Consider the following 24,612-nt stretch of genomic DNA (forward strand, 5'->3'; position numbering starts at 1 on the left):
GTACCCGGGGGTCAGTGCGCGACGTCGATCACCAGCCGGTTGGGCGAGGCGAGGTCGAACACCTTGACCGAGGTCCGCACGCGCAGCCCGAGGCCGACGCTGAGCACCCCTTCGAAGTCCCCGTCCACGACGACCGCCTGAACGTTGGCCAGCTCCCGGGTGCGGAACTTGCGCGGCCCGGGGAAGGTCGGGTTGCCCGCGTCGTCGTGGGCGGCGGCGGGTTGCAGGGTCAGCTGGATGAACTCCGAGCCGGTGAGCCACTCGATCTCGCCGCTGGGGTCGGAGATCAGCTCGTCGGTGAACTCGTGCGCCACCTGCGGCACCGGCCCGGTGAAGTCGAGCACGACACGGTCGAAGGTCTCGTGCCTACCGACGCGGATGGCCGTAAGAGCCGTAAGAGTCGTCATGCCAAGCAAGAGCGGCTGAGCGCCCGTGCGATACACCCCCGCGCGTCCCGGCCGGGAATGCGCCGCGGCCGACATGGGGTTGGATGAGGACGTGGCCCACTACGACCTCGTGATCATCGGGACCGGATCCGGCAACTCGATCCTGGACCCGCGCTTCGCCGACCTGCGGGTGGCGATCGTCGAGCGGGGGGTGTTCGGCGGGACGTGCCTCAACGTCGGGTGCATCCCGACGAAGATGTTCGTGCACGCCGCGGACGTGGCGGCGACGCCGTCGAAGTCGAGTCGGCTGGGCGTCGACGAGACCCTGGACCGGGTCCGGTGGCCCGACATCCGCGACCGGATCTTCGGGCGGATCGACCCCATCGCCGAGGGCGGCCGCAAGTACCGGCAAGAGCACCCGGACAACGTGAACGTCACCGTCTACAACGGCAACGCGAGGTTCACCGCCCCGCGCGAGCTGGAGATCACCCCGAACGACGGCTCCCCCGCCGAGACCGTCACCGCAGACCGGTTCGTCTTGGCCGCGGGTGGCCGCGCTGTGGTCCCCGACATCGAGGGCATCCACGACGTCCACTTCCACACAAGCGACACGGTCATGCGGCTCGACGAGCTCCCCGGCAGCATCACCATCCTGGGAAGCGGGTTCGTCGCCGCCGAGTTCGCGCACGTGTTCTCCTCATTCGGCGTCCAGGTAACGCTAATCGCGCGCTCAGGCGCTCTATTGCGCGGCGAAGACCGCGACGTGAGCCTCCGCTTCACGCAACTCGCGCAAGAGCGCTGGGACGTGCGCCTGGACCGCAAGGCAGTGAGGGCTGAGAGCCTCGACGCAGGCGTCCGGCTCCACCTTGAGGGCCCGCAGGGCGCCGAGACCGTGGACAGCGACCTCCTGCTCGTCGCCACCGGGCGCACGCCCAACTCCGACCAGCTCGACGTCGCGGCGGCAGGCATCGAGGTGCTGCCCAGCGGGCACGTCAAGGTCGACGAGTACCAGCGCACGACCGCCGACGGGGTGTGGGCGCTGGGCGACATCTCCTCGCCGTACGAGCTCAAGCACGTGGCCAACCACGAGGCGCGCGTCGTGCAGCACAACCTCTTGCACCCGGACGACCTCCAAGCCGCCGATCACCGGTTCGTCCCGCACGCGGTGTTCACCTCGCCGCAGATCGCGTCGGTGGGGATCACCGAGCAGGAGGCGGAGCGGAGCGGCATCAGCTGGGTCGCGTCGTCGCAGGCGTACGCGGGCATCGCCTACGGCTGGGCGATGGAGGACACCACCGGCTTCGCCAAGGTCATCGCCGACCCGGACACCGGTCTGATCCTCGGCGCGCACATCATCGGGCCGCAGGCGCCGACGGTGATCCAGCCGCTGATCCAGGCGATGAGCTTCGGCCTGGACGCCCGCGCGGTGGCCAGGGGCCAGTACTGGATCCACCCGGGCATGCCCGAGGTGGTCGAGAACGCCCTGCTCAGCCTGCCGCTGTCCTAGACCTCGACGGCGGCCGTGGAGGCCTTGGAGGCCTTGGAGGCCTTGGAGGCCTTGGAGGCCTTGGAGGCCTTGGAGGCCTTGGAGGCCTTGGACGCCACTGTCCTGGGCCGACCCGCCGAGTGGCCGACGACCGCCTGCGCGGCGATGACGACGATCACGAAGACGAGCGACACCGTCCACCCGCCGGTGAGGCCCCGGAAGAGGCCGAACAGGAACGGTCCCAGCGCGCCGATCAGGTAGCCGATGCTCTGGGCCATCGCCGAGAGCGTGGCGGTGTCGTCGGGGTCTTCGGTGCGCAGCGCGATGAGGGTGATGGCCAGCGGGAACACGCCCATGCCGAACCCGGTCAGCAGGGTCCAGGCCAGCGGCGCGGCGGCGGGGGCGACCAGCAGGCCGACCATGCCGAGACCGCCCAGCGAGGTCATCACCACGATCACGGTGGACTGCGATCGCGCGCGCACGGCGAGCGGCGGCAGCACCAGACCCATCGGGACGCCGAACAGGCTGGTGATCGCGAGGTAGATCCCGGCGAGGTTGCGGTCGACGCCCGCGTCGATGAAGACCTCGGGCAGCCAGCCCATGACGGTGTAGGCGACCAGGGCCTGCAAGCCGAAGAAGATCGTGACCGTCCACGCCAGCCGGTCGCGCAGCAGCGACCGACCGCGGCGCGGGACGGCCACCGTCGCGTCCGTCGTGTGCCGGGCCCCCAGCCCCCACACGAGCAACGCCCCCGCGGCGAGGAGCCCCCACGCGCCCAGGGCCACGCGCCAGCCACCCAGGGCGTCCGAGAGCGGCGCGGTCACCGCGGCACCAAGACCGCCGCCGGCTGCGAGTGTCGCCGTGTACACGCCGGTGACCATCCCGAGCCTGCTCGGGAACGACTGCTTGATCACCACGGGGATGAGCACGTTGCCGACCGCGATGCCCGCGCAGGCGACCAGCGTGCCGCCGAGGACGACGACCGGCCCGTCCAACACCCGCAGGACCAGCCCCGCGGTCAGCAGGGCCAGTGCCCAGCCGACCGCCCGCGCCATGCCGAAACGCCTGCTCAGCGCGGGGGCGAGTACCCCGGCGAGGCCGAAGCAGATGGCCGGGACGGCGGTGAGCGCGCTGGCCCAGGCGTGCGCGGCACCGACGGAGCCGCGCACCTCCTCGAGCACGGATGCCAGACTGGTGACCGCGGGCCGCAGGTTGGCCGCGGCCAGCGCGACCCCCACGAGCAGCAGCGGGGTGCCGATCAGGGCAGTGTTTCGGGCACTGTTTCCGGCCGGGTGCGCCGACTGTGTCCCACTCGGCGGGGTTGACGTGGCAATCTTGACGTCCTTGGCGTCCTGCCCGCGGTGGACCGTCATGGAACGAGTATCACAAACATAGGATGTTTTGCTGAAAGGATGGCGCTGTGCCGTTGGCCACTACCCGGCGTTCCGGCCTCGTCGACCAGGTGATCGAGCAGATGCGCTCGGCGATCACCAGTGCGGAGTGGAAGGTCGGCGAGCGCATCCCGACCGAACCAGAGCTGGTCACCGCCCTGGGCGTCGGGCGCAACACCGTGCGCGAGGCGGTGCGCGCGCTGGCGCACGCGGGCCTGCTGGAGGTGCGCCAGGGTGATGGCACATTCGTGCGGGCCACCAGCGAGTTCTCCGGTGCCGTGCGCAGGCTGGCGGGCACCGAGCTGCGCGACGTGCTGCAGGTCCGGCGCACCCTGGAGGTCGAGGGCGCCCGGCTGGCCGCGGCGAACCGCACCGACCAGGACCTGGCGGAGCTGACCGAGCTGCTCGACGCCCGTGACCACTCCATGGTCAGCAAGGACTACGAGATCGGCGTCGACCAGGACGCCGCGTTCCACCTCGCGGTGGTGAAGTGCTCGCACAACCCGCTGCTCGCCGAGCTCTACCAGGGCCTCACCGAGGTGGTGCGGGCCTCGGTGGCCAGCACCGTGAGCACCAAGCCCAACCTGGCCACCATCGACCACCAGCGGCTGCTGGGCGCCATCCGCGACCAGGACAGCGACCGCGCGGCGGCCGAGGCGGGCGGCTTCCTCGACGAGCTGATCGCCGACCTCGACCTCGACTAGGCACGTGCCCGGTGCGGCCGGCGTGACTGCGGCGGGTGTGCCCGTCGCCCGAACCGGTGACTCGCCGGGAGGGCGCTAGGCCCCCGGCGGCAGCGCGCGCAGGCCCGCGGGCGCGCCGTGCTCGATGAGGCGCAGTACGGCGTCGGTGTCGAGGTTCTCGGCCACCAGGTCGCCGAGCAGGTCGAGCTGGGCGGCGCGCGCGGCGGCGAAGGACACGTCCGGCGCGGGCACGAAGCCGTCCCGGCCGGAGTGCTCGGCCGCCCAGCGCAGCAGGGCGCGCCGGACGCCGTCGTTCTCCAGCAGGCCGTGCCAGTGCGTGCCGAGGACGGCGCCCGCCGCCACCCCCTCGACCGTGCCGTCGGGCAGTGTGAGCAGGCCGGGCAGGTCTCCCCGGCGGACCACTCGGCCGTGGTGGATCTCGTAGCCGGTCGCGGGCTCGCCGAAGGCGGTGCCGACCGGCCGGGTGAGCGTCTTGGCCTGGTCGAACTCGACGTCGAGGTCGAGCAGGCCGAGGCCGTCGACCAGGCCCGCGCCCGACTCCACCCGGTCGTCGATGGACGCGCCGAGCATCTGGAACCCGCCGCACACCCCGAGCACCGGCAGGCCGCGGCCCGCGTGCTCGGTCACCGCGGCGGCCAGCCCGGTGCGCCGCAGCCAGCCCAGATCGTCCACAGTGGACTTGGAGCCGGGCAGCACCACCAGGTCGGCGTCGGCCAGCCGGGACGGCTCGGTGACGAAGCGCACCGACACCCCCGGTTCGCAGGCGAGTGCCTCGACGTCGGTGGCGTTGGAGATGCGCGGCAGCCGCACCACGGCGACGCGGAGCCACTGCGCGCCGACGGGGGGCGCGGGTCGGCCCACCACGCCGTCGGCGGCGTAGGAGAGCGAGTCCTCCGCGTCGAGCCACAGTTCCTCGCGCCAGGGCAGCACACCCAGGACGTCACGCCCGGTGAGATCGCGCAGTTGGCGCAGTCCGGGCTCCAGCAGCGCCGGGTCGCCGCGGAACTTGTTGACGATGAACCCGCAGACCAGCGCTTGGTCGGCCGCGTCCAACAGGGCGAGCGTGCCGAAGAGGTGGGCGAATACCCCGCCGCGGTCGATGTCGCCGACGACGACCACCGGCAGGTCAGCCGCCCGGGCCAGGCCCATGTTCGCGATGTCTCCCGCCCGCAGGTTGATCTCCGTCGGTGAGCCCGCGCCCTCGCAGACCACGACCTCGTAGTCGGCCCGCAGGTCGGCCAACGTCGCGAGCACCGTCCGCATCAGGTCGGCCTTGAGCTCCCGGTAGGACATCGCGGTGGCCACACCGGCGGGCTTGCCCAGGACCACGACCTGCGAGCTGCGGTCGGACCCCGGCTTGAGCAGGACCGGGTTGAACCGCACGCTCGGCTCCAGCCCGCAGGCAGCCGCCTGGACCGCCTGCGCCCGACCGATCTCGCCGCCCTCGATGGTCACCATCGAGTTGTTGGACATGTTCTGCGCCTTGAACGGCGCCACCCGCACGCCCTGGCGCGCCAGCCAGCGGCACAGACCGGCGACCACGACGCTCTTGCCCGCGTCCGAGGTGGTGCCCGCCACCAGCAGCGCTCCGGCCATCCCGCGCGTCCCCTCCCCCGATACCTCGACCTGCTGACATCATCCCGGTCATGCCCGCAGCACCCGTCACCGCCGTCCTGGTGCACAGCCCCTACCTCGGCCCCGCCACCCTGCGCCCGCTCGCCGACGAGCTGGCCGCGCTGGGACACCCGTCGGTGGTGCTGGACCTGCTGCCCAGCGTCGCGGCCGCGCCGGTGCACCAGCGGCTGATCGGGGCCTTCGCCGACGCCCTCTCCGACGCCGCGCTCACCGGCCCGCTGATGCTCGTCGGCCACAGCGGCGCGGGTCCGCTGCTGCCCGCGTTCGCCGACGAACTGGAAGACGCACGCGGTTTGCTCTACCTGGACGCGGGTCTGCCGACGCCGGGTAAGAGCTGGCGCGACGTGTATCCGCCCGAGCTGTACGCAAAGCTCCGGCAGCACAGCCGAGACGGTCTGCTCCCGCACTGGCCGCAGTGGTTCGACGAAGACCCGTTGCACGACATCACAGACGACTCCCTGCGCGCGGAGATCGCCGACGAACTCCCCGAGGTAGCGCTGGCGTTCCTCAAAGAGCCGCGCCCGAGCGTCGAGTGGAGCGGGCCCGCGGGCTACGTGGCGCTGTCCGCCGCGTACGCCGAAGAGCTTGCGGCGGCGCGCGAACTCGGCTGGCCGACACGTGCGCTCGACCTGCACCACCTGGCCACCGCGACCGACCCGCGGCCGGTCGCGGTGGCAGTGCTGGAGGTCCTGCTCACGCTGGCAGGGTGAGGATCTCCGCGCCGCTGTCGGTGACCAAGAGGGTGTGCTCGAACTGCGCGGTCCACGACTTGTCCTTGGTGGTCGCCGTCCAGTTGTCGGCCCACAGGTCGTAGTCGACGCCGCCGAGGGTGATCATCGGCTCGATGGTGAAGGTCATCCCGGCCTCGATCAGCGTCGGGTCGTTGAGGTCCTCGTAGTGCAGCACCACGAGTCCACTGTGGAACGACCGGGCGATGCCGTGGCCGGTGAACGCGCGCACCACGCCGTAGTCGAACCGCTTGGCGTACTTCTCGATCACCCGGCCGATCACGTTGAACGCCCGGCCCGGCCGCACGGCGGCGATGGCGCGCATGGTGGCCTCGTGCGTGCGCTCGACCAGCAGCCGCGCCTCCTCGCTCACCTCGCCCGCGAGGAAGGTCGCGTTCGTGTCGCCGTGCACGCCGCCGAGGTAGGCGGTGACGTCGATGTTGACGATGTCGCCGTCCTCGATCACCGTCGAGTCCGGGATGCCGTGGCAGATCACCTCGTTGAGCGAGACGCAGCACGACTTGGGGAACCCGCGGTAGCCCAGCGTCGAGGGGTAGGCGCGGTGGTCGAGCAGGAACTCGTGCACGACCGCGTCGATGTCGTCGGTGGTCGCTCCCGGCTTGACGGCCTTGCCGCCCTCCTGCAGCGCCTGCGCGGCGATCCGGCCCGCCACGCGCATCGCCTCGATGATCTCCGGCGGCTGCACCCACGGGTCGGTGTTCTTCGCGGGCGCGGGGCGGTCCACGTACTCGGGGCGGACGATGGTGGACGGCACGACCCGGCGGGGCGACTGCTTGCCGGGTGTCAGGAGGGCGCGGGCGGACATGCCCTCCACCCTACGACCACCCGCTCAGGCCAGGCCCGCCAGGAACCTCCCGGTGGCCGCGACCGCCGTACCGGACTGCCCGACGTCGGTGAGCAGCACGGCGAAGGCCAGGTCACCGCGGTAGCCGACGAACCAGCCGTGCGAGTGAGTCCCGTCACCGAACTGGGCGGTGCCGGTCTTGCCGCGCACGTCGCCGTAGGGGGCGAGCGCGCCCGCGGTGCCCATGGCGACCACCTCGGCCATCATCGCCCGGACCGGGTCGAGCACCGCGACCGGGACCGCGTCGGGGGTGGTGTCGGCCTTGGTCTCCACGCCGCGCACCAGGACCGGCTTGGGCACCGCGCCCGAGGCCACCGCGGAGACCAGCACAGCCATCCCGAACGGGCTGGCCACGACCTTGCCCTGGCCGAAGCCGTCCTCGGCGCGCTCGGTCTTGCCCGCCGCGGGCGGGACCGAGCCGGTGATCGTGGTGATCCCGGGGATGACGAAGTCCACGCCCAGGCCGAGCTGCTTGGCCATCCCGGTCAGGTCCTCGGGTCCCATGGTGACCGCGAGGTCGGCGAAGGTGGTGTTGCAGGAGAACGCGAACGCGCTGTGCAGCGGGATCACGCCCTTGTCGAACCGGTTGCTGTTGGGGATCTCGCGGCCGTCGATGGTGGTCGTCCCCGGGCAGCCCAGCGCCGAGTCGGCGGTGGCCTTGCCGGAGGAGATGGCCTCGGCGGCGGTCACGATCTTGAAGGTGGAGCCCGGCGGGTAGCGCCCGGTGAGCGCGAGCGAGCCCTGCTTGTCGGCCGGGTCGTTCTGCGCGACCGCGAGCACCTCGCCGGTGGAGGGCTGGATGGCCACGACCATCGACGGTGTCGCCTCGCCCGCGATCGCCGCCTGCGCGGCGTTCTGCACCTTCTTGCTCAGCGCCAGCTGCACCGCCTTCGCGGGCTCGGCGGGCTTGGCGAAGAGCTCCTCGCCCTCGGCGCCGGTGCTGTCGACGGTGTACACCCGCCAGCCGGACTTGCCCTCGACCTGGTCCTCCACGACCTTGCGCAGGGCGGGCATCAGGGTCGGGGCCAGCTTGCGGTCGACCGGCAGCAACCGCGACTCGGCGGTGAACCGGACGCCCTGCAGCTCGTAGATCAGCGGCCGGACCTTCTGGTAGTCCGCGTCGCGCAGGACGATCACCTGGTAGGGCTGGCCGTTCGCCTTGGCCGCGCCGTCGAGGATGGCCTGCGCGGTGACCGAGGCGTCAATGCCGGCGAGCGCCTTGGCCAGCTCACCGGCGATGGCGTTCGCGTCCCCCGCCTTGGCCGGGTCGAACAGCACCGAGACCACCCGTTCGGGCTGCAGCACCGCCTCGCCGTCGCGGTCGAGCACCGGCGCCAGCTGCGGCGCGGCGTCCTCGACCGCCAGCGCCTGCTGCGCGCCGAGCTTGGGGTGCAGCACGGCGGGCTCCCAGTGCACCTTCCAGCTCTCGCCCTGCTGGCGCAGGCCGAAGGTGCTCTCGTAGGACCACAGCCGGGCCTTGCCCAGGTCCCAGGTGATCTGGAAGGTGGCCTTCGGGCTCGGCCCGTCCGGCTGGTCGACCTTGGTCACCGACCCGGTCACGGTGGCGGGCTTGAGCGCGCCGCGGACCTTGTCCATCAGGTCCTTGGCCGAACCGGCCGAGTCGGTCTGCGCGGACGCGGTGGCGGTGTCGCCGCCGGTGAACGCGGCGAGGAACTGGCGGGCGGCGTCCTCGGGTCCTGGTTCGGAGCCGAACACACCGCAGGCCGACGACGGGAGGACGACCGCCAGCGCGGCGAGCAGGGCGACTGGGCGGCGGGAGTTGGCGCGCACGGCCCGAAGTATGCCAATCCGGGCGGGACGCCGGGGCGGATCGCGGCTAGAACAGGACCGTCGCGTACTGCCCCACCTGCGCGAAGCCGATCCGGTCGTAGACCGCGCGGGCGGGCGCGTTGTAGCCGTTGACGTACAGGCTGGCCGTCCGGCTCATCCCGGTGACCAGGCGTTGGACCACCGCGGCCGTACCCGTGGCACCCAGGCCGTGGCCCCGGCGATCGGGGTGCACCCAGACGCCCTGGATCTGGCCGACCGCGGTCGAGAGCGCGCCGATCTCCGCCTTGAACACCACGTCGCCGCCCTCGAACCGGGCGAACGCGCGGCCACCGGCGATCAGCTCGGCGACCCTGGCCCGGTAGCTCGCGCCGCCGTCCCCCGCGCGCGGGTCGATGCCGACCTCCTCGATGAACATCTTCACCGCGGCGGGCAGGTAGCGGTCGAGCTCGTCCGGGCGCACCGGCCGCACCAGGGGGTCGGGCACCACCAGCGGCGCGCTGGAGATCGCCATCAGCGGCTGGTCGGCGCGCACCTCGCGGGCCGGACCCCAGTCCGGTTCCAGCTCGGCCCACAGCCCGAGCACCTGTTCGGCGGGCCCGACCATGGACGAGCACATCCGCCTGCGGCGCAGCGCGCGGTCGGCGAAGGCGCGCAGCGCGGACCGCTTGCCGCGCAGCGGGATGAGGTTGGGACCGGCGAAGCAGAGCGCGTCCAGGCGGCCCACGGTGCGCAGGCCGCGGATGTCGCAGCCCCACACCTCACCGCCCAGGCGCCACGGGTCCAGCCCGACGGACTCGACCCGTGCGGCGACCATGCACGACGCGACAGGGTCAGCGGTGAGCACAGCGCGCACCGCCTGACCATCCCGCTCATCGAGCAGCCGCGCTCCTGCTAGCCGCAACACCTCTTAAGCGTGCCAGATCGCACGTCCGTCGGAAAATGGAGCGCTCTTAACCGACCGTGACGGTCGGCGCGCCCGTCTCTCCGTCGACGGGCTCGCCCATCTCCTCGGCCAGTCGCATGGCCTCCTCGATGAGCGTCTCGACGATCTGCGCCTCCGGCACGGTCTTGATGACCTCGCCGCGGACGAAGATCTGCCCCTTGCCGTTGCCCGAGGCGACGCCCAGGTCGGCCTCGCGGGCCTCGCCGGGACCGTTGACGACGCAGCCCATGACCGCCACCCGCAGCGGCACCTCCATGCCCTCCAGGCCCGCGGTGACCTCGTCGGCGAGCTTGTAGACGTCCACCTGCGCGCGCCCGCAGGACGGGCAGGAGACGATCTCCAGCTTGCGCGGGCGCAGGTTGAGCGACTGCAGGATCTGCGAGCCGACCTTGACCTCCTCGACCGGCGGCGCGGACAGCGAGACCCGGATCGTGTCGCCGATGCCCTGGCGCAGCAGCGCGCCGAAGGCGACCGCGGACTTGATCGTGCCCTGGAACGCCGGACCGGCCTCGGTGACCCCGAGGTGCAGCGGGTAGTCGCACTGCTCGGCCAGCAGCTCGTAGGCGCGGATCATCACGACCGGGTCGTTGTGCTTGACCGAGATCTTGATGTCGTGGAAGTCGTGCTCGGCGAAGAGCGAGGCCTCCCACATCGCCGACTCGGCCAGCGCCTCCGGGGTCGCCTTGCCGTACTTGGCCATCAGCCGCGGGTCGAGCGACCCGGCGTTGACGCCGATCCGGATCGGCGTGCCGCGGTCCTTGGCCGCCTGGGCGATCTCCTTGACCTGGTCGTCGAACTTGCGGATGTTGCCCGGGTTGACCCGGACCGCCGCGCAGCCCGCCTCGATCGCGGCGAAGACGTACTTGGGCTGGAAGTGGATGTCGGCGATCACCGGGATCTGCGACTTGGCCGCGATCGCGGCCAGCGCCTCGGCGTCGTCCTGCGAGGGGCAGGCGACCCGGACGATGTCGCAGCCCGCCGCGGTCAGCTCGGCGATCTGCTGCAGCGTCGCGTTGACGTCGGCGGTGACCGTGGTGGTCATCGACTGCACGGAGATGGGGTGGTCGCTGCCCACCCCGACGGTGCCGACCTGGAGCTGGCGGGTCTTGCGTCGCTCGGCGAGCACAGGCGGCGGCATGGCGGGTATGCCGAGCATGACGTCGGACATCTAGGCCTCTCTGGGGGTCATTGCAGGCGGATCGGGTTGACGATGTCGGCGGTGACGGTGAGCAGGACCACCGCACCGCCCAGGATCACGAGCACCATGGTCACGCCCGCGAGCTTGTTGTAGTCCACGGGCCCGCCGGGCGCCTTCCCACGCAGCTTGCGCAGGGCGTCGCGGACCTTCTCGTAGAGGGTGATGGCGATGTGGCCGCCGTCGAGCGGGAGCAGCGGCAGCAGGTTGAACACGCCGACGAAGAAGTTCAGCGCGGCCAGCATGAGCACGAAGATCTCCCAGATCCCGCGCTCGGCGGCGTCCGCGCCGATGACGCTGGCGCCCACCACGCTGACCGGGCGCTCCGGGTCGTTCTGCTCGCCGCCGATGGCCCGGATGACCGCGGGGATCTTCTCCGGGAACTTCATCAGGCCTTCCCAGGTCTTGGCGAACATCTCCCCGGTGAAGGCGACCGTGCCGCCCACGGCGGTGAGCCCGCCGTAGTGCAGGACGCCGCCCGGCGCGATGCCGACGGCCCCGACCTGCTCGACCTTGTTGCCGTCGGCGCCTGCCTTGGACCCGACCGCCGTCCGCTGGACGGTGGCGATGTCGACGGTGACGGTGCGCTGGTCGCCGTCGCGCTCGACCACGAAGGTGTTCGGCCCGCTGAGCCCGCGGACCTTGTTCACCAGCTCGGTCCAGGTGGCCACGGCCTGCCCGTTGACGCTGATGATCTCGTCACCGGCGGCGATGCCCGCCGCGGCGGCCGGCGCGGGGTCGGTCGGGCCGCAGCCCGCGAGCTTGAGGGTCTTGGCGTCCTGGGTGGCCGCGGCGCAGTCGGTGCCGCCGACGATCGGGCGCTCGGAGTAGTTCGGCAGGCCCATGGTGACGGCCATCAGGTACAGGATGATGAACCCGAGGATGAAGTGCGTGATCGAGCCCGCGGACAGCACCACGACGCGCTTCCACGCCGCGAACCGCCACATCGCCCGCGGCGCCTCCTCCGGGGTGACCGGGTCGAGCGCGGTCATGCCCGCGATGTCGCAGAAGCCGCCCGCCGGGATCGCCTTGAGGCCGTACTCGGTCTCGCCCCGGGTGAAGGAGAAGATCTTCGGGCCGAAGCCGATGAAGTACCGGCGGACCTTCATGCCGAACGCCTTGGCGGTGAGCATGTGCCCGGCCTCGTGCAGCGCGACCGAGGCGCAGATGCCCAGCGCGAACAGCACGAGTCCCAGGAGCCAAACGACCACGTCAGTCCCTTCCCGGCCCGACGACGTCACGCGGGCCAGCTGTCACCGCGAGGAGTTCACGCGCTCGGGCGCGGGCCCAGTGCTCCGCGGCGAGCACCTCCTCGACCTCGCGCGGCTCGCCCTCCCAGGCGGCGGCGTCGTCGAGTACCCGACTCACAGTGTCCACGATGACTGTGAAGGTGGTGTCGCCTCGCAGGAACGCGGCGACCGCCTCCTCGTTCGCGGCGTTGAACACCGCGGGCAGGCAGCCGCCGGTCTCACCGGCGGCGCGGGCCAGCCGGACCGCGGGGAAGGTCTCGTGGTCGAGCGGCTCGAAGGTCCACTGGGTCGCCTTGCTCCAGTCGCAGGCCCTGGCCGCGCCGGGCACCCGGTCCGGCCAGGCCAGCGCCAGCGCGATCGGCAGCCGCATGTCCGGCGGGCTGGCCTGGGCCAGCGTGGAGCCGTCGGTGAAGGTGACCATGGAGTGCACGACCGACTGCGGGTGGACCACCACGTCGACCCGGTCGTAGGGCACCCCGAAGAGCAGGTGCGCCTCGATCAGCTCGAGCGCCTTGTTGACCAGGGTGGCCGAGTTGACGGTGATGACCGGGCCCATCGCCCAGGTGGGGTGGGCCAGCGCGTCGGCGGCGGTGACCCCGGCCAGGTCGGCGCGCTTGCGGCCGCGGAACGGGCCGCCGGAGGCGGTGAGCACCAGCCGGTCGACCTCGTCGGCCCGGCCGCCGCGCAGCGCCTGCGCCATGGCGGAGTGCTCGGAGTCGACCGGCACGATCTGCCCGGGCTTGGCCGCGGCCAGCACCAGCGCGCCACCGGCGATCAGCGACTCCTTGTTGGCCAGCGCCAGCGTGGCGCCGGACTCCAGCGCCTTGAGCGTGGGGGTGAGCCCGCGCGAGCCGGTGACGGCGTTGAGGACGACGTCGGCGGGCACCGCCTCGATCAGGTCGGTGACCGCGTCCGGGCCCGCGAACACCCGAGGCACCCGGAACTGGCCCTGCGCGTACCCGGCCCGCTGCGCGGCGGCGTAGAGGGCGAGTTGCAGGTCCTGGGCGGCGGTAGCCCGGGTGACGGCCACCGCGGCCACCCCGAAGCGCAGCGCCTGGTCGGCGAGCAGCGCCGGGTCGGCCCCGCCCGCAGCCAGGCCCAGGACGCTGAACCGTTCGGGGTTGGCGGCTACGACGTCGAGGGCCTGGGTGCCGACCGAACCGGTCGAACCGAGCACGAGCAGTGAGCGCGGGCCGTGGCCGAGCGCGGGGGATGCAGTCATCACCACCATTGTTCCCGATGTACGGACACGCTCGGCAACCGCCACGGGGTGACGCGCACCGCGTCGGTGACCCACGCTCGGCAGCACAAGGTTGCTCCGTTCGGACCAATCCGGAAAAAGTTCCGCTCCGAAGGAGTGAACTTCATCGAGTCGGGGCACTTCTTGCTCAGCATGAAAAGACCTCGCGAAAGGCGGAGGTCATGAGGAAGGAGCACTTCGATGGGCATTCTCGGCTGGATCGTTCTCGGTTTGGTCGCCGGTCTCATCGCCAAGGCCATCATGCCTGGTAACGACCCGGGCGGCATCATCGTCACCATCCTGATCGGCATCGTCGGCGCCATTCTCGGCGGATTCATCGGCAGCGCGATCTTCGGTGGCGGTCTCGGGAACTTCTTCGACCTGCGGACCTGGCTGCTCGCCATTCTCGGCTCGGTTGTCCTGCTCGCCATCTACCGGGCCGTCACCGGTCGCGGCAGGGCACGCGTGTAGTCGAGCGAGACCTGCACCACCCGAGGGCGCCGTGGGAGACCACGGCGCCCTCGGCGCGTGCGGGGTGTGGAAGGATCGAGCCCGCACAAGCGCGAGTCGGCCAGGAGGAGAACCAGTGGCGAACACGGAGCTGGAGAAGCGCAAGCCCACCGCGGCGGGCACCGTGAGCCCCGCCGAGGAGCCCTCGGTCGAGTGGGGCTGGCACGGGTCCTTCCCCAAGGGCACCCTCATCGCGGGCGTCTTCGTGGGCCTGGCGATGTTCGCGATGATCATCGGCAACCACACCGGGCTGACCGCCGACATCTGGCTGATCGGCATTGGCGCGGGCCTGCTGGCCGGGATCGGCTGGAAGATCCACAAGAACCGGACGTCCTGGCGCCGCTGAGCGAGCGGTTCGACGCAAACGACGTTCCGGATTGGTGGTTACGCCGTCGCCCATCTGGTGGGCGTCTGTTGCGGGTGTGCGCATGTGCGCAGTTGGCTGTGCGGCATGCGTCACAGCGATCTCGAGCCCTTCTGGCCCTCGCGCCGGCTCCGGCTCTTCGACCAGGCGTGTCCGATGGCCGCACGGGTCTGACCACTCGACCCCGTGCGGCCGTGCCGTCCGGCCAGCCATCCCGGCGCCGACGGTGAGACCGGGATGGTCCACACCCGACACACCCCCGGAGAGACCATGTCCGTCACGGACGAACTGCTCGCCAACAACGCCCGCTACGTGGAGACCTTCGAGGGTCCCCTCCCGCTCCCGCCCGCCAAGCACGTCGCGGTGCTCGCCTGCATGGACGCCCGGATCAACGTCTACGGCGTGCTCGGCCTCAACGAGGGCGAGTCGCACGTCATCCGCAACGCGGGCGGCGTGGTCACCGAGGACGAGATCCGCTCGCTGGCCATCAGCCAGCGGTTGCTGGGCACCAAGGAGATCATCCTCATCCACCACACCGACTGCGGGATGCTCACCTTCTCCGACAAGGACTTCCGCGACGGCATCCGCGAGGAGACAGGCGTCCGCCCGGCTTGGTCCTCGGAGGCCTTCGACGACCTGGAGACCGACGTCCGCCAGTCCCTGGCCCGGATCAAGTCGAGCCCGTTCATCCCGCTCAAGGACAGCGTCCGCGGCTTCATCTTCGACGTCGCCACCGGCAAGCTCAACGAGGTCGTCTAGCCGGACCCGGGGACGCGTCCCCAGACGCGTCCCCACCTCCCGGGTACAGGGCTCAGTCACGACCGCAGGGCTCGGATGGCATCGACCCCGCGGACGACCTCACCCTGGGCCACCCCGGCCCGCGCCAGCCGGATCTCGGCCATCGCGTCCGGATCGCTCAAGATCTCCAGCGTCTCCTCGAGTGCCGCCAGGTCGTCGTACCCGATCAGCACAGCGGCGGGCCGCCCGTTCCGGGTGACCACCACACGCTTGTGCTCGCGTTCAGCACGATCGACGAAATCGGACAGATGATCGATCCTCCTGGCTCTCGCGCCAGCTCCCGGCTCGCTTGATCACCACTCGTCGTCCGGCTGCGCCAGAGCCGCACGCGCGTAGAACTCGGATCGCGGAGTTTCACCAGGCATCACCGGCGGAACCAATGCGTCAGCCCTCGGCGGCGAGTTGGCCGCAGGCGGCGGCGATCTCCTGGCCCCGGGTGTCGCGCACGGTGCAGGACACGCCCTGGGCGTTGACCCGGCGGACGAACTCGCGCTACGACCGCGCAAGGTCAGCCCGTCTGAGCAACGGCGCGGTCCACCTCAGGAGTGGAAACGTTGACATCGTGGTCCTCGAAGTCGGCAACGAGCCTCAGGCGGCCACCCAGCGCGAGAACGTATCGGCTCAGGGTGTCCACCTCCATCTGCCCGATGTCGCCGGACTCGAGCCGGCTGACCCGGGGCTGGCTGATCCCCATCCGCTGGGCAACCTCGGCCTGCGAGAGGTTCACGTCCTGACGGAGCTGGGCCAGTCGAAAGCCGAGCACGTGCGCCTGGGTCCGGGTGCGCGCCTCGACACGAGCGGCCTCCAGGTCCCGGCCACCAGCGCCGTCACGCCGAGCCTTCTCAGCCTTGACATCCTTCCACGAACGAGTCATCGCCCAGTCCCTCCCCCAGAGCGCTCGAGGTCTGCCAGGTGCTGCTCGTAACGCAGGTCCGCCAACGGAACATTCCGCTGATACCAACCGGTCCAGTCACCGGACTTGTCACCCGCGGTCAAGAGGATCGCATTGCGCCTCGGATCGAATGCGAACAAGATCCTCACCTCCGTGGTGCCCGATGGAGTCAGCCCTCGGCGGCGAGTTGGCCGCAGGCGGCGGCGATCTCCTGGCCCCGGGTGTCGCGCACGGTGCAGGACACGCCCTGGGCGTTGACCCGGCGGACGAACTCGCGCTCCACCGGCTTCGGGGAGGCGTCCCACTTCGAGCCCGGGGTCGGGTTGAGCGGGATGACGTTGACGTGCGCGAGCGGACCGAGGTGCTTGCGCAGCAGCTTGCCCAGCAGGTCCGCGCGCCACGGGTGGTCGTTGATGTCGCGGATCAGCGCGTACTCGATCGACACGCGGCGGCCGGTCTTGTCCGCGTACGCGCGGGCGGCCCCGAGGACCTCGGACACCTTCCACCGCGTGTTCACCGGGACGAGGGTGTCGCGCAGCTCGTCGTCCGGCGTGTGCAGGGACACGGCCAAGCGGACGCTGAGCCCCTCCTCGGCCATCTTGTGGATCGCGGGCACCAGGCCCACCGTCGACACCGTGACCGAGCGCTGGGAGATGCCCAGGCCGTCCGGGGCGGGATCGCAGATGCGGTGCACGGCGTCGATCACCCGGCGGTAGTTCGCCAGCGGTTCACCCATGCCCATGAAGACGATGTTGGACAGCCGCCCCGGTTCGCCGAGGTCGCCGTCGCGCATGGCGGCCGCGGCGGTGCGGACCTGGTCGACGATCTCGGCCGTGGACAGGTTGCGCTGCAACCCGCCCTGACCGGTCGCGCAGAACGGGCACGCCATCCCGCAACCCGCCTGGCTCGACACGCATAGCGTTACCCGGTCCGGGTAGCGCATGAGGACGCTCTCGACCAACGTGCCGTCGTGGGCCTTCCACAGCGTCTTGCGCGTGGAGCCGTCGTCACAGGTCACGTGCCGCACGACAGTGAGCAGCGGGGGCAGCAGCTCGTCGGCCAGCCGGTCGCGGGTGGCGGCCGGGATGTCGGTCATGGCGGCCCGGTCGGCGGTGAGCCTGCCGAAGTAGTGGGTGGAGAGCTGGTTCGCCCGGAACGCCTTCTCCCCCAGCTCGGTGACCGCTTCGCGCCGCTGTTCGGCGGAGAGGTCGGCAAGGTGCCGCGGCGGCAAGCCACGACGGGGGGCATCGAAGACAAGGGGGAGTGAGGTCATAACGACCCCATTCTCCCATGCCTGACGAGCTGCTCTTACCGGGTCGTCGTGGGCGCGGGCGCGGAGTCGGAGCAGTTGCGCGCGGAGGCCCCCGCGTCCTTGAGCTCTTCGGGCAGTTCCAGCGCCTTCATGGTCTTGAGCGCGCTGTTGAACCCGCGCATCGCGGTGCTCAGCCGGTCGACGGCCGCGGTCAGCACGTCGACGGTGATCGGCTCCGAGGCCTCGACGTCGGACTTGGCCGTGGCGATCGCGTCCCGCGCCTCGGACAGGTTGTCGATCAGCTCACCGAGCACCGGGTCGATCTCGGGGGCGGGCGCGGGCCGCAGCGCCCGGAGGTCGCTGAGCACGGCGTCGAGCACGCCGGTGAGCCTGCCGGTGGTCTCGACGAACTGGCGCTTGATCACTGCCGGGTCGCTGGAGGTGATCGGCGCCTGCGCGGTGTCCCCCGCGGTGACCAGCAGCTTGGCCATGCCGCAGAAGCGGTTCATCCAGGTGACCGAGCCCTGGTCCACCTTGCCCGCGCTGGTCGTGCTGGTCAGCGACACCGCGACCGGCGAGCCCGTGGTCGGTTTCGCGCAACCGGCCACCGCCACGACCGCGACGCACCCCAGCAGTACCGCCTGCACCCGGCTCATGACCCCTCCGATGCGTACGACGCACGCTCGGTTCCGATGATGTCACAGAAAACTGACGTTGCATCGCGATAGCTTCCGATATATCGTTGACCTATCGCGAGCGTCCGCTGGCGACAACCTGACAGGGGAGAGAAGAATGCGTACCCACGAGCACCGGCGCGGACCTTGGCGCCGACACCACCAGCACAGCGGCGGACCGGGCTTCCCCGGCTTCGGCGCGGAGTTCGACCCGGAGGATGAGATGACCCCGCCCTTCCCGCCCGTGCCGCCGTTCCCCCCGGGACCGCCGTTCGGCTTCGGCGGCCGGGGGCACGGTCGGGGCCGCGGTCGCGGCTTCGGCGGCAGGCAGCGCCGCGGCGACGTGCGCGCCGCCCTGCTCAAGCTGCTCACGGAGCGGCCCATGCACGGCTACGAGATGATCCAGGAGATCGCCGAGCGCAGTGGCGGGTTCTGGAAGCCCAGCCCGGGCTCGGTCTACCCCACGCTGCAACTGCTGGCCGACGAGGGCCTCGTGCGCGGCGTCGAGGGCGAGGGCGGCAAGCGGCTCTTCGAGCTCACCGAGGACGGCACCGCCGCCGCGGCCAAGCTCGACAGCACCCCGCCGTGGGAGCAGGCCAGCGCGGGCATCGGCCGCAGCGACGTGTCGCTGCGCGACGCCATGGGCCAGCTCGCCGCCGCGTCGGTCACCGTCATGCAGGCGGGCAGCGCCGACCAGAAGGGGCGCGCGGCGGAGATCCTCAACAACGCGCGCCGCGAGCTCTACGCCCTCCTCGGTGAGGCGAACTCCGAGGAGGACCCCACCGAGGAGGACTGAGGGTCACCCGCCGAAACCGATGACCCACTTGTCGAGGAGTCCGGCGGCACCGCGCTTGCCGTCGGACAGCCGCAGCGTCCAGGTGCCGTTGACCCACCCGCTGGGGTTGGGCACGGAGTACGTGCGGCGGACGGCGCCTGAGCCGTCGTCGCCGCCCACCTGCTCCAGCGGGTAGAGCACCCCCGTGGGGCTGACCAGATCAATGCGCAGGTCGCCCACGCGGGGGTGCGCGAGGTACACGCGCACCTGACCGGGGGCACCGGTTTGCGGGCAGCTGAGCCCGATCGTCGAGGTCACCGTGGTGCCGTTGTCGGGAATCACGACATCGGTCGGATTGCCGGTCGGCCCGCAGACGGGCAGCTCGGAACTCATCGGGTAGGCGACGTTCGCCAGCTGGTTCGGCGAACCCGTGCCAGGGTCGCGCACCGCGCCCGGGACAGCCGCGCGGTACAGGGCGGACTGGACGGCGGCGGGCAGCGAGTAGGGGTTGCGCCCGAGCCAGCCCGCGACGATGCCCGCGACGTGCGCAGCCGCCATCGAGGTGCCGCTCGGCGACACCTCACCGCCCCCGAGCCGGAGCGCCGGGACACCGCTGCCCGGTGCGAAGAAGTCCACGCACCGGCCGTAGTTGGAGTACGCGGGGCGGGTGTCCGTGCGGTCGGTGGCCGCCACCGTGATCGCCTCGGCGACCCGCGCGGGGCTGGTGCCGCACGCGTCGGCACCAGCGTTGCCCGCGGCGACGACGGTGGGGAACTCGGCATCGATCAGCGCACGCACCGCCTCGTCGCCCACCCCGGTCTGGTCCATGGTCACGCTCATGGCAACCGCACCGGGGTGGGTGCCGTTGTGGGCCACCCACTCCACGGCGTCGAGGACGGCCGAGTCCGGCCCCGTGCCCGTGCAGTCCAGCACCCGCAGCCCGACGAGAGCGGCTTCCTTGGCCACGCCGTGGACCTTGCCGCCGACGACGCTCGCGACCGCCGTGCCGTGGCCCGCGCAGTCCAAGCCGTTGCCGCCGAGCAGGTCGGCGCCAACCCGGATCCGGTCGCCGAACTCCGCGGTGTCGCGGACGATCCCGGAGTCGATCAGGTAGACCGTCGCGCCCGCGCCCGTGCCGCTGTTGGCGGAGAACGGCGCCGAATCCAGCGGCAGCTGCCGCTGGTCGAGTCGGTCGAGCCCCCACGGTGTCGCCGCCGCGGCGGCGGTGCCGTCCTGGAAGACGGTCCGCACCGCGGGGTCGGCGGCGAGCCGAGTGGCCTGGGACTCGGAGAGGCCGCGGACCGAGAAGCCGCGCAGCGTCGCGGTGTACTGGGACCGAACGGTTCCGCCGTAGCGGCGGGTCAGCGTGGCCGCGGTGCCGCCGACCGATGTGGTCGCGTTGAGCAGCACGAGGTAAGAACCGGCGATCGGTCTGGCGGCGGGCACGACGGCCCCGGAAGCGGCAGTGGCCGTCGGAGCGACGGCGAGGGTGGTCAAGAGGACGGTCGAGAGCAGGAGGGGATGGCGCACCAGGACTCCACAGGGTTGACGCCCAGGGCTTCCCGGGCGATATGCCCAGAACATCCCGCACGGCACCGGCGCGCGCAATCGTGCGCACGCGAAGCAGGGGCCTGATCTTTTTCCCAGTCAGCGCACGATCAGGCGGCTCGGCTTGTGCCGGACGAGCACCCGGTAGCCCACCGGGAACTCCAGGCCGGGCACGCTCGCGATCGCCCGATCGGCGACCGGCGCGGAGAACTCGATGCGCAGCACGGCTTCCAGCGTGGCCCGGTCGGCGAACCGCCACACCGTCGGCACCCGGTGCCGCTCGAACCCCTCGATCTCGAAGAACCGGTCGACCTCGACCGCGTCGTAGGAGGGCAGGTCGGCCCGCATCCACTGGCCGTACGGCGGGCGCGCCGCGTCCAGGTCGACGATCACCAGGGCGCCGCCGGGGCGCAGCACCCGGTCCGCCTCGCGCAGACCCGGTTCGCAGCCGGGGCCGAAGAAGTAGGCCGTTCGAGCGTGCGCCACGTCGAAGCTCGCGTCCGGCACCGGCAACGCCTGCGCGGACCCGAGGACGGCCGCCACCCCCGCCAGCCCGGCCACCCGGGTACGGGCGCGCTCCACCAGCGGCGGGTGCGGCTCGACGCCGAGCACCGACGACGCCCGCTCGGCGAAGCGCGGCAGGTGGAAGCCGTCGCCGCACCCGATGTCGACGACATCCCCGGTCCAGTCGCACAAACCGGCCACGAGCCGCCACACCGCGCCGTCGACGTCCTGGGCGTGGTTCTCCGCCTCGTAGACCTGCGGCCAGTGCCAGATGTTGGGGCTGGGCAACACCTGAGCCGCCCGCAGCGACGTGCTCAGCCGCTCGCGCGCGCGTGAAACCAGTCCCATGACCCAAGGAAAGCACAGCTCGTCCCCAGCACGTCGGCGACTCAAACGCGGAGAAGATCACCCACCGCCGGCGGCTGACCTTGCCACTCGATCGGGTTAATGTCCGCAGCGAGGAGGTCGCCATGCACCCGTCGGATGCCATCAGCGCCGTGGAGGACATCCCCGAGGGGACCCCGGGCAGACCGTGCTGGGTCGAGGTAGCCACCCACGACCCCGACGCGAGCCGGGCCTTCTACCAGGGTCTGTTCGGCTGGACCTACCGGGTGGGCGAGGACGGCTACGTGATGGCCTACGTCGACGGGGTCGACGACGTGGCCGTCGCCGGGCTCTACACCCCGCAGGGCGGCCAGCCGAGCCTGTGGACGCTCTACCTGACCGTCCACGACACCGGCAACACCACCGAGCGCGTGCTCCAGCTCGGCGGTCAGGTGCTCACCGCGCCGCGCGAGATCCCCGGCCAGGGCGGCCTGCTGATCGCCGCCGACCCCAGCGGCGGCCCGATCGGGTTCTGGCGCCAGGACCGCGGCTGGGACCTGGGCACCGGCTTCCCCGGCGCGTTCACCTGGGCCGAGCTGAACACCTGGGACGGCGCGGCGGCCGACGAGTTCTACCGCGCGCTCTTCGGCTTCGAGCAGACCCAGGTCGGCGACGGCGAGAACTTCGACTACACCAGCTGGAGCCTGCACGGCGACGAGCTGCTCGGCAGGCTGCGGATGGGCCCGGAGTTCCCCGACGACCAGGCCCCGCACTGGATGGTCTTCTTCGAGGTCTCCCCCGAGATCGGCACCGACGCCACCGCCGCGGTCGCGGTCCGCCTCGGCGGCCGGATCACCGTCGCGCCGTTCGACTCCCCCTTCGGCCGGGCGGCCGTGCTGGAGGACGTGACCGGCGCGGTGTTCACCGTGCTGGACCGGTCGCTGGCGCTCACCGTGATCCCGGAGGAGGAGATCGGCGCCGAGGTCGACGACCCGTACGACGACTAGCCGCGACCGGTCTAAGCCGGGATGAACAGCCGCAGCAGCAGCCAGGACACCACCGCGGACGGCAGCAGCGAGTCCATCCGGTCCATCAGGCCGCCGTGGCCGGGCAGCAGCGTGCCCATGTCCTTGATCCCCAGGTCGCGCTTGATCACCGACTCGACCAGGTCGCCCAGGGTGGCGGTGGCGACCAGGGCCGCGCCGAACAGTACGCCCTGCCACCACTGACCGCCGAGCATGAGCGTGACCGTCAGACCGCCCGCGACGACACCGGCGACCAGCGAGCCGGAGAAGCCCTCCCAGGACTTCTTCGGGCTGATCGTCGGTGCCATCGGGTGCTTGCCGAACAGGACACCGGCGATGTAGCCGCCGGTGTCCGAGCTGACGACCAGGATCAGGAAGCAGAGCACCCGGTAGGTGCCGTCCGCGGGCAGCACGAGCATCGCGGCGAACGAGGCGAACAGCGGCACGTAGGCCGCGGTGAACACCGTCGCGGTGACATCGCGCAGGTAGCCCGCGACGCCACCGCGCAGCCGCCACAGCAGGCAGGCCAGGATCGTGACCACGAACGCGGCCAGCACGCCGTCGCGGCCGAACGGCCAGGACAGCCACACCATCGCCTGCCCACCCGCCAGCACCGGCCAGCGGGCCACGTCGATGTCCGCGCCGCGCTTGAGCGCGCCCGCCAACTCCCAGGTGGCCACCGCGATCGCGATCGCGACCACCCCGATGAAGGCGTGCCGCACGGTCAGCAGCGACACCAGGATCACCGCGCCGAGCCCGACGCCCACCCCGATCGCGGCGGGCAGGTCGCGCCCGGCGCGCGAGGTCTTGGCCGCCGGCGGGTCCGCGTCCTCGACGCTCACCGGCGGGTCACCGACAGGTTCATGCTCCAGCTCCCCAACGGGCCCGGCCACCGTGCGTCCTCGTGCGTTCGTGTGCTGCCGAGGTCAGACCTCGAGCAGCTCGGCTTCCTTGTGCTTGACCAGCTCCTCGACCTGGGCGACGTACTTGTCGGTCAGGTTCTGCAGCTCCTTCTCCGCCCGGGTGACGTCGTCCTCACCGGACTCGCCGTCCTTGACCAGGCGGTCGAGCTCCTCCTTGGCCTTGCGGCGCACGCTGCGGATGGAGATCTTGGCGTCCTCGCCCTTGGTCTTGGCGACCTTCACCATCTCCTTGCGCCGCTCCTCGGACAGCTGCGGGATGAGGATGCGGATGATCGAGCCGTCGTTCGTCGGGTTCACCCCGAGGTCGGACTCGCGGATGGCCTTCTCGATGCTGTTGAGCGAGCTGGCGTCGTAGGGCTTGACGACCGCCATCCGCGCCTCGGGGATCGCGACGCTGGCCAACTGGTTGAGCGGTGTCACGGCCCCGTAGTACTCGACATGGATCCGGGCGAACATGGAGGGCGTGGCCCGTCCGGTGCGGATGGCGGCCAGGTCGTCCTTGGCCACCGACACCGCCTTCTCCATCTTCTCCTCGGCGTCGAGGAGTGTCTCGTCGATCAAGGGTGCTCCTTGTTGTCCATCGCCCGGCGAACCTGGCGCCGCCAGGTCAAGCGGTGGGCGTACTCACCAGCGTGCCGATCCTCTCACCACGCACCGCGCGGGCGATGTTCCCCTCCGTCAGGAGGTTGAACACGATGATCGGCATGTTGTTGTCCATGCAGAGGCTGAACGCGGTCGCGTCGGCGACCTTGAGGTCGCGCTCGAGCACCTCGCGGTGGGTGATGTCGGTGAACATCTTCGCGTCCGGGTCGATCCGCGGGTCGGCGTCGTAGACCCCGTCCACGGCCTTGGCCATCAGCACGACGTCGCAGCCGATCTCCAGCGCGCGCTGCGCGGCCGCGGTGTCGGTGGAGAAGTAGGGCATGCCGACGCCGCAGCCGAAGATGACCACGCGGCCCTTCTCCAGGTGGCGCTCGGCCCGGCGCGGGATGTAGGGCTCGGCGACCTGGCCCATGGTGATCGCGGTCTGCACGCGCGTGTCGATGCCCTCCTTCTCCAGGAAGTCCTGGAGGGCGAGGCAGTTCATCACGGTGCCGAGCATGGCCATGTAGTCGGCCCGGTCCCGATCCATCCCGCGCTGGCTCAGCTCCGCGCCGCGGAAGAAGTTGCCGCCACCGATCACGATCGAGGTCTGCACACCACTGCGGACCACGTCGGCGACCTGGCGGGCCACGGTGAGGACCACGTCGGGGTCGACGCCGATCCGGCCGCCGCCGAACATCTCGCCGCCGAGCTTGAGCAGCACGCGGCGGAAACTGCCGTTCTGAGTCACGTAGACCCCTCCTCGTGACTATGCCCCGCCCTCGGGGAACCGGGGGCGGGGCATAACCCTAAACACTGTGTCGCGG

At 71.3% G+C, this 24,612-nt stretch carries 27 protein-coding genes; 8 read left to right on the forward strand and 19 right to left on the reverse strand.

All coding sequences use genetic code 11. From position 1 onward, the window contains the following. Positions 1–11: 11 nt before the first annotated feature. Positions 12–482, reverse strand: coding sequence for an AMIN-like domain-containing (lipo)protein (locus QSK30_RS24960; protein WP_502871884.1), 471 nt, complete (start codon positions 480–482; stop codon positions 12–14). Between the two features lie 16 nt (positions 483–498). Here QSK30_RS24960 and QSK30_RS24965 point away from each other — a divergent pair, with 16 nt between their 5' ends. Next, positions 499–1,893: a mycothione reductase gene (locus QSK30_RS24965; RefSeq protein ID WP_285506378.1), complete on the forward strand. Its 1,395-nt coding sequence runs from the start codon at positions 499–501 to the stop codon at positions 1,891–1,893. On the opposite strand, the gene QSK30_RS24970 is transcribed toward QSK30_RS24965, so the two are convergent. Continuing rightward, entirely contained in the window at positions 1,890–3,245 is a 1,356-nt protein-coding gene (locus QSK30_RS24970) for a CynX/NimT family MFS transporter (RefSeq protein WP_285506304.1), read from the reverse strand. The genes QSK30_RS24965 and QSK30_RS24970 overlap by 4 nt on opposite strands. Before the next feature lie 47 nt (positions 3,246–3,292). On the opposite strand from QSK30_RS24970, the gene QSK30_RS24975 reads away from it, so the two are divergent. Continuing rightward, positions 3,293–3,967, forward strand: coding sequence for a FadR/GntR family transcriptional regulator (locus QSK30_RS24975; protein WP_285506306.1), 675 nt, complete (start codon positions 3,293–3,295; stop codon positions 3,965–3,967). A gap of 75 nt (positions 3,968–4,042) precedes the next feature. On the opposite strand, the gene QSK30_RS24980 is transcribed toward QSK30_RS24975, so the two are convergent. Then, complete coding sequence (locus QSK30_RS24980; RefSeq protein ID WP_285506307.1) at positions 4,043–5,563, reverse strand: cobyric acid synthase; 1,521 nt, start codon at positions 5,561–5,563, stop codon at positions 4,043–4,045. A gap of 50 nt (positions 5,564–5,613) precedes the next feature. Here QSK30_RS24980 and QSK30_RS24985 point away from each other — a divergent pair, with 50 nt between their 5' ends. Beyond that, positions 5,614–6,312 carry a hypothetical protein gene (locus QSK30_RS24985; RefSeq protein WP_285506309.1) on the forward strand — a complete coding sequence of 233 codons (699 nt, stop codon included), beginning with the start codon at positions 5,614–5,616 and terminating at the stop codon, positions 6,310–6,312. Here QSK30_RS24985 and map read toward each other — a convergent pair. The 6 genes from map to dxr are packed head-to-tail and all read right to left on the reverse strand — an operon-like array spanning position 6,296 to position 13,605. Next, positions 6,296–7,156: a type I methionyl aminopeptidase gene (gene map, locus QSK30_RS24990; RefSeq protein WP_285506310.1), complete on the reverse strand. Its 861-nt coding sequence runs from the start codon at positions 7,154–7,156 to the stop codon at positions 6,296–6,298. The genes QSK30_RS24985 and map overlap by 17 nt on opposite strands. 24 nt (positions 7,157–7,180) lie before the next feature. Continuing rightward, positions 7,181–8,986 (reverse strand): penicillin-binding transpeptidase domain-containing protein, encoded by a 1,806-nt coding sequence (locus tag QSK30_RS24995; protein WP_285506311.1) that lies wholly within the window; start codon positions 8,984–8,986, stop codon positions 7,181–7,183. A 46-nt stretch (positions 8,987–9,032) separates the two neighbouring features. Then, the gene (locus QSK30_RS25000) at positions 9,033–9,890 is read right to left on the reverse strand and encodes a GNAT family N-acetyltransferase (RefSeq protein ID WP_285506312.1); all 858 of its coding nucleotides are present in this window, start codon (positions 9,888–9,890) and stop codon (positions 9,033–9,035) included. A gap of 46 nt (positions 9,891–9,936) precedes the next feature. Then, positions 9,937–11,097 carry a flavodoxin-dependent (E)-4-hydroxy-3-methylbut-2-enyl-diphosphate synthase gene (ispG, locus tag QSK30_RS25005; RefSeq protein ID WP_285506314.1) on the reverse strand — a complete coding sequence of 387 codons (1,161 nt, stop codon included), beginning with the start codon at positions 11,095–11,097 and terminating at the stop codon, positions 9,937–9,939. 17 nt (positions 11,098–11,114) lie between these two features. Next, the gene (locus tag QSK30_RS25010) at positions 11,115–12,335 is read right to left on the reverse strand and encodes a M50 family metallopeptidase (RefSeq protein WP_285506315.1); all 1,221 of its coding nucleotides are present in this window, start codon (positions 12,333–12,335) and stop codon (positions 11,115–11,117) included. A gap of 1 nt (position 12,336) precedes the next feature. Continuing rightward, the gene (dxr, locus tag QSK30_RS25015; RefSeq protein ID WP_285506317.1) at positions 12,337–13,605 is read right to left on the reverse strand and encodes a 1-deoxy-D-xylulose-5-phosphate reductoisomerase; all 1,269 of its coding nucleotides are present in this window, start codon (positions 13,603–13,605) and stop codon (positions 12,337–12,339) included. Between the two features lie 210 nt (positions 13,606–13,815). On the opposite strand from dxr, the gene QSK30_RS25020 reads away from it, so the two are divergent. From QSK30_RS25020 to QSK30_RS25030, 3 genes are all read left to right on the forward strand, one after another. After that, positions 13,816–14,085 carry a GlsB/YeaQ/YmgE family stress response membrane protein gene (locus QSK30_RS25020; RefSeq protein ID WP_285506319.1) on the forward strand — a complete coding sequence of 90 codons (270 nt, stop codon included), beginning with the start codon at positions 13,816–13,818 and terminating at the stop codon, positions 14,083–14,085. A gap of 115 nt (positions 14,086–14,200) precedes the next feature. Further along, a complete protein-coding gene (locus QSK30_RS25025; RefSeq protein ID WP_285506321.1) occupies positions 14,201–14,470 on the forward strand; it encodes a DUF2631 domain-containing protein in 270 nt (89 codons plus the stop codon). A gap of 288 nt (positions 14,471–14,758) precedes the next feature. Beyond that, positions 14,759–15,247 carry a beta-class carbonic anhydrase gene (locus tag QSK30_RS25030; protein ID WP_285506323.1) on the forward strand — a complete coding sequence of 163 codons (489 nt, stop codon included), beginning with the start codon at positions 14,759–14,761 and terminating at the stop codon, positions 15,245–15,247. Between the two features lie 56 nt (positions 15,248–15,303). Here the strand turns inward: QSK30_RS25030 and QSK30_RS25035 are convergent, their stop codons facing one another. The 5 genes from QSK30_RS25035 to QSK30_RS25055 form a co-directional block, all read right to left on the reverse strand. Beyond that, complete coding sequence (locus QSK30_RS25035; protein ID WP_352231617.1) at positions 15,304–15,543, reverse strand: type II toxin-antitoxin system Phd/YefM family antitoxin; 240 nt, start codon at positions 15,541–15,543, stop codon at positions 15,304–15,306. 251 nt (positions 15,544–15,794) lie between these two features. Further along, on the reverse strand, positions 15,795–16,160 hold the full coding sequence (locus QSK30_RS25040; RefSeq protein WP_285506324.1) for an XRE family transcriptional regulator: 366 nt from the start codon (positions 16,158–16,160) through the stop codon (positions 15,795–15,797). After that, positions 16,157–16,327, reverse strand: coding sequence for a type II toxin-antitoxin system RelE/ParE family toxin (locus QSK30_RS25045; protein ID WP_285506326.1), 171 nt, complete (start codon positions 16,325–16,327; stop codon positions 16,157–16,159). Before QSK30_RS25045 ends, QSK30_RS25040 begins: the two co-directional genes overlap by 4 nt. A 20-nt stretch (positions 16,328–16,347) precedes the next feature. Further along, complete coding sequence (gene rlmN / locus QSK30_RS25050; RefSeq protein WP_285506329.1) at positions 16,348–17,451, reverse strand: dual-specificity RNA methyltransferase RlmN; 1,104 nt, start codon at positions 17,449–17,451, stop codon at positions 16,348–16,350. A 35-nt stretch (positions 17,452–17,486) separates the two neighbouring features. After that, positions 17,487–18,086, reverse strand: coding sequence for a hypothetical protein (locus QSK30_RS25055; protein ID WP_285506330.1), 600 nt, complete (start codon positions 18,084–18,086; stop codon positions 17,487–17,489). 136 nt (positions 18,087–18,222) lie between these two features. Between QSK30_RS25055 and QSK30_RS25060 the strand changes: the two genes are divergently transcribed. Then, positions 18,223–18,900 carry a PadR family transcriptional regulator gene (locus tag QSK30_RS25060; RefSeq protein WP_285506332.1) on the forward strand — a complete coding sequence of 226 codons (678 nt, stop codon included), beginning with the start codon at positions 18,223–18,225 and terminating at the stop codon, positions 18,898–18,900. Between the two features lie 3 nt (positions 18,901–18,903). On the opposite strand, the gene QSK30_RS25065 is transcribed toward QSK30_RS25060, so the two are convergent. Together QSK30_RS25065 and QSK30_RS25070 are read right to left on the reverse strand one after the other, a co-directional pair. Then, a complete protein-coding gene (locus QSK30_RS25065; protein WP_285506333.1) occupies positions 18,904–20,409 on the reverse strand; it encodes a S8 family serine peptidase in 1,506 nt (501 codons plus the stop codon). Positions 20,410–20,526: 117 nt separating this feature from the next. Further along, complete coding sequence (locus tag QSK30_RS25070) at positions 20,527–21,279, reverse strand: class I SAM-dependent methyltransferase (protein WP_285506335.1); 753 nt, start codon at positions 21,277–21,279, stop codon at positions 20,527–20,529. Between the two features lie 122 nt (positions 21,280–21,401). Between QSK30_RS25070 and QSK30_RS25075 the strand changes: the two genes are divergently transcribed. Next, positions 21,402–22,262, forward strand: coding sequence for a VOC family protein (locus QSK30_RS25075; protein WP_285506336.1), 861 nt, complete (start codon positions 21,402–21,404; stop codon positions 22,260–22,262). Positions 22,263–22,273: 11 nt separating this feature from the next. Here the strand turns inward: QSK30_RS25075 and QSK30_RS25080 are convergent, their stop codons facing one another. From QSK30_RS25080 to pyrH, 3 genes are all read right to left on the reverse strand, one after another. Beyond that, a complete protein-coding gene (locus QSK30_RS25080; protein ID WP_285506380.1) occupies positions 22,274–23,122 on the reverse strand; it encodes a phosphatidate cytidylyltransferase in 849 nt (282 codons plus the stop codon). 84 nt (positions 23,123–23,206) lie between these two features. Beyond that, complete coding sequence (gene frr, locus QSK30_RS25085) at positions 23,207–23,764, reverse strand: ribosome recycling factor (protein ID WP_285506337.1); 558 nt, start codon at positions 23,762–23,764, stop codon at positions 23,207–23,209. Positions 23,765–23,810: 46 nt separating this feature from the next. Continuing rightward, complete coding sequence (pyrH, locus tag QSK30_RS25090) at positions 23,811–24,536, reverse strand: UMP kinase (RefSeq protein WP_285506338.1); 726 nt, start codon at positions 24,534–24,536, stop codon at positions 23,811–23,813. Positions 24,537–24,612 lie beyond the last annotated feature (76 nt).

It is taken from the genome of Actinokineospora sp. NBRC 105648, from assembly GCF_030269645.1.
Classification (GTDB): Bacteria; Actinomycetota; Actinomycetes; order Mycobacteriales; family Pseudonocardiaceae; genus Actinokineospora.

Coding starts and splice junctions, on each gene's coding strand:
- QSK30_RS24960 (WP_502871884.1), bottom strand. CDS start 482: ATGTCGGCCGCGGCGCATTCCCGGCCGGGACGCGCGGGGGTGTATCGC.
- QSK30_RS24970 (WP_285506304.1), bottom strand. CDS start 3,245: ATGACGGTCCACCGCGGGCAGGACGCCAAGGACGTCAAGATTGCCACG.
- QSK30_RS24980 (WP_285506307.1), bottom strand. CDS start 5,563: ATGGCCGGAGCGCTGCTGGTGGCGGGCACCACCTCGGACGCGGGCAAG.
- QSK30_RS24985 (WP_285506309.1), top strand. CDS start 5,614: ATGCCCGCAGCACCCGTCACCGCCGTCCTGGTGCACAGCCCCTACCTC.
- map (WP_285506310.1), bottom strand. CDS start 7,156: ATGTCCGCCCGCGCCCTCCTGACACCCGGCAAGCAGTCGCCCCGCCGG.
- ispG (WP_285506314.1), bottom strand. CDS start 11,097: ATGTCCGACGTCATGCTCGGCATACCCGCCATGCCGCCGCCTGTGCTC.
- dxr (WP_285506317.1), bottom strand. CDS start 13,605: ATGGTGGTGATGACTGCATCCCCCGCGCTCGGCCACGGCCCGCGCTCA.
- QSK30_RS25020 (WP_285506319.1), top strand. CDS start 13,816: ATGGGCATTCTCGGCTGGATCGTTCTCGGTTTGGTCGCCGGTCTCATC.
- QSK30_RS25030 (WP_285506323.1), top strand. CDS start 14,759: ATGTCCGTCACGGACGAACTGCTCGCCAACAACGCCCGCTACGTGGAG.
- QSK30_RS25040 (WP_285506324.1), bottom strand. CDS start 16,160: ATGACTCGTTCGTGGAAGGATGTCAAGGCTGAGAAGGCTCGGCGTGAC.
- rlmN (WP_285506329.1), bottom strand. CDS start 17,451: ATGACCTCACTCCCCCTTGTCTTCGATGCCCCCCGTCGTGGCTTGCCG.
- QSK30_RS25055 (WP_285506330.1), bottom strand. CDS start 18,086: ATGAGCCGGGTGCAGGCGGTACTGCTGGGGTGCGTCGCGGTCGTGGCG.
- QSK30_RS25060 (WP_285506332.1), top strand. CDS start 18,223: ATGCGTACCCACGAGCACCGGCGCGGACCTTGGCGCCGACACCACCAG.
- QSK30_RS25070 (WP_285506335.1), bottom strand. CDS start 21,279: ATGGGACTGGTTTCACGCGCGCGCGAGCGGCTGAGCACGTCGCTGCGG.
- QSK30_RS25075 (WP_285506336.1), top strand. CDS start 21,402: ATGCACCCGTCGGATGCCATCAGCGCCGTGGAGGACATCCCCGAGGGG.